The sequence below is a fragment of the Amycolatopsis sp. NPDC089917 genome, assembly GCF_040684635.1.
In the GTDB taxonomy this organism is placed as follows: domain Bacteria; phylum Actinomycetota; class Actinomycetes; order Mycobacteriales; family Pseudonocardiaceae; genus Amycolatopsis.
The window spans coordinates 159,356-171,975 of sequence record NZ_JBFBGL010000001.1; the positions used below are offsets into that span (position 1 = coordinate 159,356).

The 12,620-nt window shown below is 64.4% G+C and carries 14 protein-coding genes; 7 read left to right on the forward strand and 7 right to left on the reverse strand.

Annotation, left to right across the window (positions count from 1 at the left end; genetic code table 11):
* Positions 1-72 precede the first annotated feature (72 nt).
* On the forward strand, positions 73-1,458 hold the full coding sequence (locus tag AB0N89_RS00850) for a pentapeptide repeat-containing protein (RefSeq protein WP_364198783.1): 1,386 nt from the start codon (positions 73-75) through the stop codon (positions 1,456-1,458).
* A gap of 22 nt (positions 1,459-1,480) precedes the next feature.
* Here AB0N89_RS00850 and AB0N89_RS00855 read toward each other — a convergent pair whose 3' ends face one another.
* The 5 genes from AB0N89_RS00855 to AB0N89_RS00875 form a co-directional block, all read right to left on the reverse strand.
* Positions 1,481-1,855, reverse strand: coding sequence for a hypothetical protein (locus tag AB0N89_RS00855; RefSeq protein ID WP_364198784.1), 375 nt, complete (start codon positions 1,853-1,855; stop codon positions 1,481-1,483).
* A 626-nt stretch (positions 1,856-2,481) separates the two neighbouring features.
* Positions 2,482-3,369 (reverse strand): SAM-dependent methyltransferase, encoded by an 888-nt coding sequence (locus AB0N89_RS00860; protein WP_364198786.1) that lies wholly within the window; start codon positions 3,367-3,369, stop codon positions 2,482-2,484.
* Positions 3,366-3,623: a hypothetical protein gene (locus AB0N89_RS00865; protein WP_364198788.1), complete on the reverse strand. Its 258-nt coding sequence runs from the start codon at positions 3,621-3,623 to the stop codon at positions 3,366-3,368. The genes AB0N89_RS00860 and AB0N89_RS00865 overlap by 4 nt, the downstream gene beginning before the upstream one ends.
* Complete coding sequence (locus AB0N89_RS00870; RefSeq protein ID WP_364198790.1) at positions 3,604-4,137, reverse strand: hypothetical protein; 534 nt, start codon at positions 4,135-4,137, stop codon at positions 3,604-3,606. Before AB0N89_RS00870 ends, AB0N89_RS00865 begins: the two co-directional genes overlap by 20 nt.
* A 233-nt stretch (positions 4,138-4,370) precedes the next feature.
* On the reverse strand, positions 4,371-5,363 hold the full coding sequence (locus AB0N89_RS00875; protein WP_364198792.1) for a helix-turn-helix transcriptional regulator: 993 nt from the start codon (positions 5,361-5,363) through the stop codon (positions 4,371-4,373).
* Positions 5,364-5,620: 257 nt separating this feature from the next.
* Here AB0N89_RS00875 and AB0N89_RS00880 point away from each other — a divergent pair, with 257 nt between their 5' ends.
* On the forward strand, positions 5,621-6,385 hold the full coding sequence (locus tag AB0N89_RS00880) for a DddA-like double-stranded DNA deaminase toxin (RefSeq protein ID WP_364198794.1): 765 nt from the start codon (positions 5,621-5,623) through the stop codon (positions 6,383-6,385).
* On the forward strand, positions 6,373-6,789 hold the full coding sequence (locus AB0N89_RS00885; protein WP_364198795.1) for an Imm1 family immunity protein: 417 nt from the start codon (positions 6,373-6,375) through the stop codon (positions 6,787-6,789). Before AB0N89_RS00880 ends, AB0N89_RS00885 begins: the two co-directional genes overlap by 13 nt.
* 158 nt (positions 6,790-6,947) lie before the next feature.
* Here the strand turns inward: AB0N89_RS00885 and AB0N89_RS00890 are convergent, their stop codons facing one another.
* A complete protein-coding gene (locus AB0N89_RS00890) occupies positions 6,948-7,679 on the reverse strand; it encodes an alpha/beta hydrolase (protein WP_364198796.1) in 732 nt (243 codons plus the stop codon).
* A gap of 179 nt (positions 7,680-7,858) precedes the next feature.
* Positions 7,859-9,097 carry a tyrosine-type recombinase/integrase gene (locus tag AB0N89_RS00895; protein ID WP_364198797.1) on the reverse strand — a complete coding sequence of 413 codons (1,239 nt, stop codon included), beginning with the start codon at positions 9,095-9,097 and terminating at the stop codon, positions 7,859-7,861.
* A 299-nt stretch (positions 9,098-9,396) separates the two neighbouring features.
* Here AB0N89_RS00895 and AB0N89_RS00900 point away from each other — a divergent pair, with 299 nt between their 5' ends.
* The 4 genes from AB0N89_RS00900 to AB0N89_RS00915 are packed head-to-tail and all read left to right on the forward strand — an operon-like array spanning position 9,397 to position 12,620.
* Complete coding sequence (locus AB0N89_RS00900; protein ID WP_364198799.1) at positions 9,397-10,524, forward strand: response regulator receiver protein; 1,128 nt, start codon at positions 9,397-9,399, stop codon at positions 10,522-10,524.
* A gap of 37 nt (positions 10,525-10,561) precedes the next feature.
* On the forward strand, positions 10,562-11,086 hold the full coding sequence (locus AB0N89_RS00905) for a hypothetical protein (protein WP_364198801.1): 525 nt from the start codon (positions 10,562-10,564) through the stop codon (positions 11,084-11,086).
* 50 nt (positions 11,087-11,136) lie between these two features.
* Entirely contained in the window at positions 11,137-11,763 is a 627-nt protein-coding gene (locus AB0N89_RS00910; protein WP_364198803.1) for a hypothetical protein, read from the forward strand.
* Positions 11,764-11,822: 59 nt separating this feature from the next.
* Positions 11,823-12,620 (forward strand): alpha/beta hydrolase, encoded by a 798-nt coding sequence (locus AB0N89_RS00915; RefSeq protein WP_364198805.1) that lies wholly within the window; start codon positions 11,823-11,825, stop codon positions 12,618-12,620.

The following is a 12,620-nucleotide window of genomic DNA, read 5'->3' on the forward strand; positions in this document are numbered from 1 at the left end:
TGGATGAGTGCTGGGAGGAAAGGTCAGCCCCTGCGAGAGTTCGCGTGGGTCTGGGTGTGGTTGACCCTGGTTGTGAGCGTCGCTGCGGGGACCACGATTACTGTGCTGCTGTGGGGTGACACGCCGACCCATCACCGCGACGCGTTCGACATTGGCTGGAAAAGCGCCGCCGCCGTGCTCGCGATCCTCGCCGCCTTCGTCACGGTCGAACGGCTACGCCTGAGCCAGCGGGAGCATCACCGGCAACTCGATAACGACGAAGCCACCCACATCAACACATTGTCCTCGCAAGCCAGTGAGCAACTCGGCAGTGACAAGGCGGCCGTCCGAATTGGTGGACTGACTGACCTAGAGCGACTCGCCGAGCAGTACCCGAATCTGCGGCAGACCGTGGTCGACAGGATCTGCGCGTACCTGCGTGCCCCTTATCATCCTCCATTCAGTCTGGCCGCTCGCGCGGCTGAGACCGAGCCAGCCTCAACGGGCATGAGTGCCAATTACACGGAACCGAGCCCCCCAGAACACTCCGATGACGAGATTGCGGCACGCCGTCTGGAGCTGGATGTGCGCCGTACCGCGCAGCAGATCTTGTGCCGCCACCTACGAAATCAAGACAGCTCAAAAACCTCACTCCACGCGTTCTGGGAGGATATAAGCCTCGACCTTCAAGACGCCGTCCTCATCGAAATCGATTTCACTAATTGCCGAATCGCATCTGCAGACTTCCGAAATGCCACAATCTACGGCCGAGCCTTGTTCGGCGGGGCGAGATTCGACGAGCGTGCAGACTTCAACAGCGCAAGGTTCGACGGAGTCGCTGAGTTTAGCGTGGCAAGGTTCGACGGGGGCGCCGTGTTTACCGAGGCGAGGTTCGATAGGGGTGCCGCTTTCATTAACGCGAAGTTCGTCGGGGGTGCCGCATTCGGAGGCGCGAAGTTTCACAAAACCGCCGAATTTAGTAAGGCAAAGTTCGACAGGTTCGTCGCATTTGCGGATGTGAATTTCGACAGGGACGTCAGGTTCAGAAACGCGAATTTCCTCAAAGGCGTCGAGTTCAGCGAGGCGAAGTTCAACGGAGTTGCCGCGTTCAAAGAGGCGACGTTTCACGGGGACGCCTTATTTGCCGGGGCAAAGTTCCACAAACTCGCCGAGTTCAGTGGAGTAAAATTCAACGGTCTCGCCACATTTACAGTGGCGAAGTTCAACAATGCCGCTATGTTCAGCAAGGCGAAGCTAGAAGGGGAAGCCTGGTTCAGTGAGGCGACACACAAAGCCGAGATTGTGTTTGACGAAGCTCGTGTAGGAAACTCGGAGGACGATCACGTATGGCCTGACGGCTGGCGCGTGGAGGAAATTTCTCGTGTGTCTGGAAAAGCAGGTCGACTGGTGCGGCTTGCTTCCACGCTGAATAACGGCCCCCGTCAGCGTTCTGGTGATGAACCGGAAGCTGATGTTTAGATCGTTTGCCGACTCTGGAAGGTCAGTCGCCGCGCATCCATAGCGCGATTTCGCGCAGCGACTTCAGCTCCGCGCCATTGGGGAGAGGGTTGCTGGTCGACCGTCTACGGGTACCGTGTGCGGGCGGGGTCCAAGCGTCCAGCGGACCGACCAGCTGTTCATCGGTGACGTCCTGGCCCAGTGCAACGGCCACGGTCGCCCACAGCGCCGTAACGCGCCGTTCGACCGTGGCAAGCAGGAGTTCAGCACGGGAGATTACGCTGCGCGGGCTGTGCCCTCGGTAGACCGCCGCGTCGTCGGGCAAGTGCGCCACCAGCGCACACAGGCGCCGGTAGGACAGGAATCCGCGGTAGAGGTCAAGTAGATCAACTCCGTACCGCAGCAGATCGGTGATCACTCGTCGTCTCCACTCGGGTCATGCTGGTCTTCCGGTTTTTGCGAGCCGTTCGTCAGCAGGTCCTCGACGTGCGTGACCCCGGTACCGTCGGTACCCTCCGCCAGCCAGAATCCCATTTTGACGCGACGTAACACTTATAACTCCTCACTATCTGGAACTTCCTATTTCACAATTTCGACTCACTGAGTCGGGGTCGGGAATGTTTGAAACTCGGGGGCGGAGGTACAGGGGCCGCCCCCGAGCTCCCGCCGTACCGATGTCCCTAAAGTTACGGCGGGGTTGGAACCCGGCCACCGTGCCCGGCGGGGGGCCTTCACAGACACGGTGACCAGGAGACAATCATCAGCCTCCAAAGAGACGTCTTACGTTTCGTTTCAGAAAGTTGACCCAACGGCGGCGAGTCCTGTTTATAGCCCATTTATAGCGTGTGGCAGGTCGCAGTAGCGCGGCCTCTGTCCATGTAATTTCCGCGCCGTCCTCGAACGCGATATCGTCCGCGACCAGAACGCCGACGTAGTTAGTGACCTCATCGCGAATGTCCGCCCGGTTTCCGAATGTGTGCCATTTGAGCCAAAGGGACGGATCTTCAATCCTGATTTTCATCCTTATTGTGACGTCTACTGGGCTCATGTCAGGCTATCCGGAATCGTGAGGAATTCATCGGCCTTTCCGACCTGGGCAACCAGTGCGGCGGTAAGCATTCCCGTTACCGGGCTGATCAACGGTGGACCTTCGGGGTACCACATGTAAGCCGGTACGACGCCGGGCGGCAAAATCGTCGTACCGGCAAACATGGCCTCAATCTCTTTCCGGGTAGCGACCTCGCCTACACCAAGCGGGCTGTGCCACAGGTGATCCTCGAAGGTCTTGGCGAGCGGTGTGAGTTCCGGGTGCTCCGGATTAAACAGATGTGTTGCGATGATGAACGATCCATCCGGAAGATGTTCGATGTGCTTCTGAACTACCTCGGCAACCTCGGCGCGCGTGCCGCCGTGGAACGAGAGAATCCCACTCAGTATCAGGACGGTGGGCTCTCGGCGGTAGGAAACGGGAGCCTCGTCGATTGTTTCCCACATCCGTTTCGGGTTGTAGGGATCGACCTGGACCACGTGTGTTTGATTGTCGCCGTCCTCGATGAGTGCCCGTTGCGCCGCTGCGGCCAGGCAGTCACCTTCGACCACCGCGACGGACGCCGAGCTTTCGCAGCGCCGGATCACCTGGTGGAGGTTATGGCCCGAGAACTCGGGTAGGCCGTAGCCAGCGATGAGCCATAGCGTGATGCAGTAGGAGCGCGCCAGGTAGCGGACTGCGCGGCGCACGAAGTCTCGTTCCGAGGTGAAGACGAACCCAATGTCCGGCGACACGGTCATAAGCTCGTCCCGCATGTGGTGTTCGATCTCATGTGCCTCTTTGCCGTCGAGGAACGCGTCGTAGAGATAGGGAAGGTTCACCCTGGTGGGGTCAACGCCTGGCGGGTTATAAGTCCACTGCCGGGTCGCTTCATCGGTGGTCATAAGTGCACCTCGCCGCGCGGCGGCAGAGAGCACGCGTGAGCCTTCGGTCCCAAGTCGACGAACTCGCCGTCTATCTCTCCGGCGCGCCTCGACAGCAGCGCTCCGACGACGACCAGCGCCTCGCCGCACTCGCGGAGGCCGGCAACGTGGCGCTTCGGCGACTTCTGCGCCCGCATCAGGGGCGCGATGTGCTTCGCCGCGTCCGACAACAGATCAACGGCGCTGGCGAGAAGATCAGGCTCCAGTTCGTGCATGGCGCAGCTCCTGACTCACGGTCCGCCGTGGCCTCGGGATGTGGTCAAGCCGCGGAGGGGGTTCCTCGGGCAACTCGCCAGAACTCGACGCCCAGGAATCGGGCACTTCGTAGGTCGGCCTGGTCGGCGGCTCGAAGGCATCGACAACCGGCAGGTCCGGCCGCGTCACGTCATCCAGGAACGACTTGTCGACGGGAGCCCGGTGAACCTCACGGGGAACCTCCCGCGAAGTCTCGACGCGCGGAAACCCCTCGATATCCACGTCAGACCGGGGACGGGGGTGGACGGGTTCAGCGCGGCTGTACCGCCGCTCCTCGCGCTTCTGCTGCTTCTCGCGCTCTGCAACCGACTTCTTGAGTGCCTGCCAAGAGGTGAACTCATCCGGATCGGAGTGCCGACCGACCGCGCGGAAGTACTTGTCCCAGAGCAGCCACCCAGCGAGCCCCACGGCGAACAACGCCAACAACAGACCACAGATGACACCGCCTAGATTCACCCTCGCGCCGTCCATCATCGCCCCTCACACCGGCTCGCGAATACAACTCAAGCGAGCAACACGAAAGCGTGACAGCACGGAGCGGGCGAGATTTTTGCGTGTCCGGGCATGAAGTCGCCAACGGCACTTACTAGTCACCCAGGGGTTGACCGGGTGGGCGCCATCGCGTGCTGTCACACGTCGATATTCGGCGCCCTCGAAGTATCGGTGAAGGGGTTGAGTTGTGCGCACAGCTGTGCGCACAACTTCCTTCAGCTAGCGGCTTGAGCCTCCGTGAGGCCATCGCGATACTCGTTCGTCCATGTTGCGCCCTGCTGGTCCTTGGGGAGGTTGCCCAGTCCCGTTTGAAGATGATCAGCCGCTGCCGCGTAATCACCTAGGGCAAGGTGCGCAAGCCCGGAGTTGAGACGGTGAAAGGTCGGCGTCAGCCAGTAAGCCGTTGCGGGTGGTTCGTCCCTTGCGGCTTCATCAATCATTCCGTCGGCTGTGTCGAGCAAGCGCAGGGCCTCGTCACGGCTGCCAATCTTCGCGTAACCTTGCGCCGCCTGGATGCCATCGCCGATTCGCTGGGCAATATGCGCGCCTGGCGTGAGGTACGCAGTTAGGAATACTCTTGCCATTGCCCTTGGCTTGTCTTGCTGGCGCGCTAGGTATCCACGGAAATTAATAGCCTGCGCCGCGAGAATGCCGTCTTTGGCTTCGTCTGCAAGTTCCTCGGCCTCAAAGAGCAGGCGAACAGCCTCTTCATCATGACGGGCTTCCGCACGCAGCCATCCGGCGAACTGGACGTATTCGGAAGCGACGCTCGCTAGCGCTTCACGTCGCGGGCCGTTGACCTCCTCAAGGATGTCCGTCACCATACTTGCCTGCGCGACGGCCGAGGGGATCAGCGGTATTGGGCCAAGCACGTCATCTAAGCGGCGCTGTGCCGCCAAGCTCTCAGCTAGAGCTGTGATGGCGTCTTCGTCAATCCGACCCGGGTAGCGCCTGCTGTACGCGATTCGCTCCCGCTGGTCAGCGGTGAGCGGCCCAGTATCGATAGGTGTCCAGCTCGCTAGCAGCTCACCATTGGCGTTCAACACGGTATCGAGGCGGGCCGCTACATGTTCCTCGGGATGCTGTAATCCGGACTCGTACCGGGACACGTTGGAGGTGTGCACCGGCACCTGCGCCGCGAGCTTCGCTTGCGACAAGCCCCTGTCTTTCCGAAGACGTAACAGCGTGTTACCAAAGGTCTCCACCATCGCGCACCTCGCTAGCAGCTCCAGCCCCTTCGCCTCACCCCCGGTAGTTGCCGCAGGGCACGCCTTCATACGAAGAGGTACAAGGTCGAGCCTAGCTGACCAGGCTCTCCAACCGAGAGTTCGGCTGCGACATGGCGTAGTTGTTATCTTACAAAGAGCAACCATGCAAGGTGTAGTTCATCGCCGGTCTGGCGGTGTCCAGGCTGCGCAATTCGGCGGGCTTCCGAGGATCACGAAAAGGTATCGAGAATGGTCATATGGACGGCGGACTGAGTGCCCATGATCGGTATGTCGCCATCCTCAGCGGAGCGGTCGAAGCTACGAATCGTGCGGTAGCGACGCTGAAGGCGACCGCTGACACGTTCGCCGAAGTCAAGGTCGGGGTCGCGGAGGTGACGGCGGGTTCAGCCATTTCTGACCTGTCGAGGATCTATGCCGAGGGCGAGGCACAGGTTCGTGGCATGGCTGACCATCTTGAGGGACGCGTGGCCAGCATCAATGGCTACATTTCCCGCATTGGTGGCGGGACGGCGTCCGGTCCTGCTCCCACACAGATGAGACCCGAGGCCGTAAAGCCGGAGACAGGTACGCCGGGGCAGGTGACAACCGAGACCATTGAACGGCTGAAGCGCGAGCTGCCCGATCCGATCAAGCCTGACGATCGTGGCCGGAAGACTCACGGGCGGTGGGTCGGCCAGGACGGGAAGGTGCACGAGACGGTCAGCGGGCGCGACGATGACGCGGCTCTCGCGATGAAGCAGCTCCAGGCGAAGGGGATTCCACGAAAGCCGCTGCGCACGTCGGACGTTGAGATGAAGCTCGCCGCGAGGATGGCAGACAAGGGAATCACGGAGGCAACGGTGATCATCAATAATGTCCCCTGCGAGGGTGTTCTGAGCTGTGACACCCTGGTCCCCATCTTGCTGCCGGACGGGTCCGCACTCACAGTCCACGGTGTGAAACCGGACGGCACACCTTTTGTCAAGCGTTACGAAGGAGGAGCCCGCCCGTGGTGGCATTAGTGGCCTGGTTCGACCTTGAAGCGCCCGAACCTACGCAGATTGAGACCGCCGCAGAACTGGATGCGGTTCTTGACGCCCTAGCTGCCACGCGGCGACCGAACCTCGTCGAGCTGACTTTGGCCGGTGATCCAGGTCGCGCCGTTCTCAACGTCGGACTGGACGGGGCGCGCGGACGGGGTGTCCTCTACTGCTCCGGGGCGGCCGATCCGTCCACCGATGCCTACTTCTCACGTGGCGACAAGACCGACGATGCCGAAACGATCTATTACTACATGGGGGCGGACACCGAGTTCCCGGAGGATGCCGAGCTGCCGGAGTCCAAGATCAGGCAGGCCGCTCACCGGTTCCTGACCACGGGTGGTGAGCGGCCCGACGGCATCGACTGGCAGACCGACGAATTCTGACGGGTGCGTGCCCGTGAAGGCACGCACCCGCCACAACACACCTACGCGTCCAGGTCGCTGACCTGCGGAAACAGTGTTCGCGGTTTCACTACGTTAGTTGTGACTTGACTTTCACTACCTTCAGGGTAGCGAAGGAGGCCTTCACCACTTATGAGGCGCTACTTCAGGTGCCGGGCGAAGAACCGGTTCGCGGGCTCTCCCTCGAACTGCGGGACACCGGTGTGCCCGCCCATGTTGGCGTGCAACGTCTTCTCCTTCGAGCCGAAGGCATCGAACAAGTCCAGCGCCTGCTGCCGGTCGTTCCCCTCGTCGTCCCACTGCAGCAGGACGTGCAGCGGGAGGGTGAGCTTCCGGGCCTCGTCGAACGTGCTGCGGGGCACGTAACTCCCCGCGAACAGCAGAGCGGCCGCGATCCGGGGTTCGACCACCGCCAGCCGGACACCGATGGCGGTCACCCCGCCCGCGATCCCGACCGGGCCGCCGATCCCGGGCAGCGCGAGGAGCGCGTCCAGGGTGGCCTGCCATTCCGGGACCGCTTGGTCCACCAAGGGAAGAACAAGACGTTCGACGATCTCGTCGCTGACCGGCTCGCCCGCTTTCACCGCCCGCTGCAGATCGGCGCGGGCCTCGTCGACGGAGGTCAACCGCGGCCGGTCACCGGCTCCGGGGAGCTCGATGGTGGCCGCGGCGTAGCCCTCCGCCACGGTGCCCAGGGCCCGGGCGGTCAGCCGGGGGTGCATCTTGCCCAGCCCGCCGGGGTGGCCGAGCAGGATCAGCGGGACCGGTGCGGTGACGGATCCGGGCGTCCACAGAACGCCGGTGATCTCGCCGAGGGTGAACTCGCGCTCGAGGACGTCGCCGTCGAGGCGCTGTTCGGAAGTGAAGTGCATGGTCGTGCCTTTCGGGAGTGCTCAGAAAAGGCGCTCCCGGACGATCTATCGCCCGACCGTGACCCCAGAGGGGAGCACCCATGTCGTCATCAGGTTCACGGGTACCACCTCCTCGGTCTGTCGCACGGTCCCCGGAAAACTAGCAGCGATCACCACGATCCGCCAACGGGTTTTTCGGGTCAGTTCGACTCGGGATGCCACGCGTCGGCGACGAGGTCCACCGCGCTGCGCGCCGGGTCCCGGGCAGCGTGGTCGTAGACGCCGCTGGTGGTGTCGATGCTGGCGTGACCGACATCGGCCTGCACGTGTTCCAGCGACGCTCCCGCCTCCACCGCGGCGGTGACATAGAAATGCCGCAGCGCGTGCGGGTGCATCATCTCCTCCACACCGGCCAGGTCCGATCCGGCGCTCGCGGCGACCCTGCGCAGCAGCTGCCAGATCGCCTGCCGGGCGAACCGGCGTCCGCCCCTGGTGACCAGCAACGGCCGATCCGGCACGGCACCGCCGGCGCGCTTGCCCGCCACGATCGCCGAGCCCGCCCCGTCCGCACGCAAGGCCAGGTACTCCAGCAGCGCGTTCTCCGCGGGAACGCTCAGATAGACGACCCGGACCTTTCCGCCCTTGCCACGCACTCGCAGTGCCCGCCGCCCCCGGGTCACGTGAAGATCGGCCTCGTCCAGTCCGCACAGTTCGCTGACCCGCAACCCCAGCGTGAACAGCGCGACGACCGCAGCCGCGCGGGCGACGTCGCACGCGCTCGCGCCCCGGCGTGGTGCCCCGGCCGCCCGATGCAACGCCGCGACCTGTCGCGTCGTCAGCGTGATCGTCGCCGAGGTGCTCGCGGCCGCGGCTGTCAGCCCCAGTCGTCGCCGGTCCAGCGCGGCCGGATTCGCCGCCACCACACCCGCGTCGGCCAGGGACGCGTACATCGTCTTCACCGTGGCCAGCATCCGGTCCCGCGTCGACGGCGCCGCGCCCGCCGACTCCAGGTCGCCCAGCCACTTCTTCACCTGTGCCGAGGTCGCCACCGTCGGATCCACCCCGTTGGCCGCGCACCACCGCAGCCAATGACACGCCCGCAACCGCCCCCGGCCCGCGGGCGGAGGTCCCGATCGTCGCGAAGGCTTGGCCACCGGCGCGGCGAGGACGGCCTGGGCGTAGTCGGCCACGGCGCCGGCCCATCGGTCCGGGGCCTTGATCTCGGGCTGCACCCAGGCGCCGATGTCGTCGGCGGTGACCGGCAATCCCAGGCCTTCCGCATAGGTGCGGCGGGTCTGGTGGTTGCCGTATCCGGTCAGCCATTCCGTGATGCCCGAAAGCAGCCGGGCGGGATCCGCAACCCCGGGCCAGACCTCGTTCTCGCCGATGAGTTCTCCGGGGGAGACAGCGGCGGAATCGGCGCCGGACAGGAGTTTCATTCGATCACCGTAGTGGTCGCGTTCCCGACGACCATGGCGGCTTCGGATCGTCACTGTGACGAAATGGGGTGGTCATCCGAGGACCACCGACTCTGCCTGTTACCGGCGGTAACGGCAAACGCGTTTTCAGATCGGCCGTCCGGGCCCGTTTTCGACAAGCAATCGGACATATTCCGCAGGGGAGAGGGCTGGTATCGAACTTAGCTACAAAATGTATCTTCTGTAGCTAAGTTATGTTTCAGTTAGCAGTAGCGTTACCCAGGTTATGGGTTGTGTAACACACAAGATAGGCTTTAGGTATGGCTGAGAGCGAGGGTCCGGTTTCCGAGGAACGTGTGCCGGAGCAGGCGCGATGCGGGTTTCGCAAGTGCCGTCAACCGCTGCCGCCGCCGGGCCCGCGCGGAGGCAGGCCCTACGAGTTCTGCCCCGACCGGACGTGGCCGGGCGGGAAAACCTGTAAGCAGCTGGCCTCGGCGGAGCAGGCGCTCAAGGAGGCCTTGGGTGACGAAGCCGTGCCGGCCGGTGCCCTGACGGACGCCGGACAAGCTTTCGATCAGGCCGCCGCCGCGGTGACCGGCCCCCTGCGCACGTTGAGCAATGCGCTCGACGCCGTCACCGCACACCTGCGGGACGAGATCGCGGCCGCCGTCGGTCAGGCGGACGCTGCCCGGGAGGCCGCAGCCGAAGCCGACCGGCAACGGGACGCCGCGCTGGAGCAGGCGGCCGAGGCCGCTCAGGCCGCCGAGCAGGCGATGGAAGCGGCCCGAGCGGCTGAACACGCCGAGAGTCAGGCCAGGGTGACCGCTGACGAGGCGGTCGAGGCCCGGTCCGCCGCCCAGCTGGCGCAAGCAACCGCAGAGTCGGCCACTGCGGTGATCACCCAACGCGCGAAAGAGGTCGCCGAGGAAGCGGCGGAACAACGCACCCGCGCCGACAAGCTGTCAGCGACGCTCTCCGCCCGCGGCGAGGAGCTGGCGACACGGACAGCGGAACGAGATGCCGCGTACACCGCCTTGGCCGAAGCGGACGAGCGACGCAAGACGTGGGAGCGGCTCCTGGACACCCAGAAGCGCGACCTGACCGCGGAGTTGGACGCCGTCAAGGCGCAGCTGCGGGATCAGGACGCCCGTCACCGGGAAGCCCTCGCCGAGCAGACGGCACGGGAGACCGCGTCGCGGACACAACTCGCGGAGGTCCAGACCGAGCTGACCGCCGCGCGCGGGCATCTCGCCACAGCGCGACTCCAGGGCACCCAGTCCCAGGCGCTGCACGATGAGGTCGCGACAACCCTGTCCCGCATCCGTCAACGCGCTCTCGCCGCGACCGAGGAACCGTCGGCGCCGCTCCGCTACGACTTGCTGACGATTCTTCTCGGTGAAGATCCTGATGCGTCACAACCTGATCAGGTGATCGCGTCACGCGAATAGCGGTATTCCGGTCGCATATTCAGCCGCAAGATCATCTGTGACCGGTATTCATCGTATTCGAGGGGGATACGTGAAGAAACTCCTTGTGGTTTCCTGTGCCGTCCTGTCGATGGTCGGGGTGGTGATCGCGGAGCGCTCCGCCGCGGCCGAAATTCCGCTTGCCGATCGAGACGCCCGCGGCGGAGGAGAAATCGCCGAATGCATCGCCGCCGGATCGACCGTGCCGAACGACGCGATCGTCGACCGATTGCCGGTGAGTCGTCCGGACACGCCGCAGACCGAGTTCCAGCTGGAGTGCGGCCCGCCCGAGATCGTCGGCGCCCGGCACATCCATGCAGGTCACCCGATCAACAGCGTGCTGTCGTTCCAGGCGTGCTATCAGGCCGCACTGCTGCGTGGGCAGAGGATTCCGCAGCAGTATTCGAGTCTGTACTCGTACCAGACGCTGGGCGGGCCGATCGTCGAGGTCGCGACCGACGACTTTTCCCCGTTCATCCTCACGGCCTACACGAAGGGGCCCAATAGCGCCGACTGGGAGAACTGCGCGGCGCACGCACGATAGACAATCTTGTCGCCGCGCGTGCGAACGACCAGCCATGTTACCATCCGAAGATGGGCCACCCCACGGTATTCTCTCATTTATCCGAAACGGAAGCCGGCGAGCTGGAAAACGACCTGACGGCGCTTCGCGTCGAATCCGACGAGCTCAACCAGTCGGCGGCTCTGGTGTGGCTGAGAAAAGACCGGATCAAGGGCGATGCGCAGCTTCACGGAATCGTCTTGAAGGCACCTGATCGGGTGGACGAGATCGCGCGGAACAGTTTCTTGAGTCTGTTCCCGGATATTCTGCGGCATCGGGCGGTGCGGCACCTGCTGCCGGAGTCGTTCGACGCGAGCAAACCGCTCGACGCCGGGGCGAACCATCCTCCGCGCGGTTGGCGGCCGGTGCCCGCCATCGGCTTGGCGGCCGAATGGGCACGGGCGATGTACGACGGCAGCTTCGGCACGGACCCGAGGGAATCGGCTGCCGCCGTCCGTGATCGCCGGGCGGTCGCCGCGCTCGCCCAGGCGAACGACCTGTTCCACAGCTTGTTCGGGGAGAGGTACTCGAGCCTGTTCTGCCTGTCGAGTCCCGATCCGTGGTGTCCATGGTTCCGAGGGCTTTTCAACACGACCTGGGTCGTCTACGCCGGTCACAGCCGGACGTTGTGGATGCTGACTCTGACCGACATGGATTGACCCGGCCGGCGAAAAGCCGCGAAACCGCCCGCGTCGTCCTCGACGTCTACCGTGGCCTCATGAACCCACCGACCACGGGAACCGCGGCCGGAGTGCCGTTCACCGCGTTACCGCCGGACGGCGAGACGAACGCGCCGTTGATCGTCACCTGGCACATGCTCGACGCGCCGAGGTCCGACGCCGCCTTCGCCGCCGCCCTGCCGATGCACGGGTTGCCCGCCTGGCGCGTGCACCTCGGGATGCCGATGTGCGGGGCGCGCATGGTGGACGGGACCATGGACGCCGGGTTGGCGCTGATGCGCGAGGACGTCCTCATGTCCTTCCTGTACCCGTTCGTCCGGCAGGCGACCGAGGAGTTCCCGGACGCGCTGGACTCGCTCCGGGAACAGCTCGCGGTCGGCGAGGGCCCGATCGGGGTCCTCGGCGGCTCGCTCGGCGGAGCCGTCGCGCTCAACGTTCTCGCCGAGACCGAGATCCCGGTCTTCGCCGGCGCCGTCGTCAACGCCGCCATCCGAATGCGGTCCGTCGTCGACCTGTTCCCCGGCGACTACCCGTATGTCGAAAACTCTGCGAGAGCCGTCGACAGCTTGGATTTCCTTGCCCGGGCGGACGTCCTCGCCGAGCGGGCGCCGCTGCTGGTCGTCAGCGGCGAGCTGGATCATCCGGGGCTGCGAGCCGACGCGGTCGGTCTCGCCGATGCGTTGGGGGAGCGGTCGGAGCTACTGTCGATTCCCGGGCTGGAACACCCGCTCGCGGACGAGCCCGGTATCGAACCCGCGCCACAGCTTCCGCGCGCTCGCGAGGTGGACGCCGGTCTGGTCGCGTGGTTCCGGCGCCACCTCGCGGAAGCGGGCTAG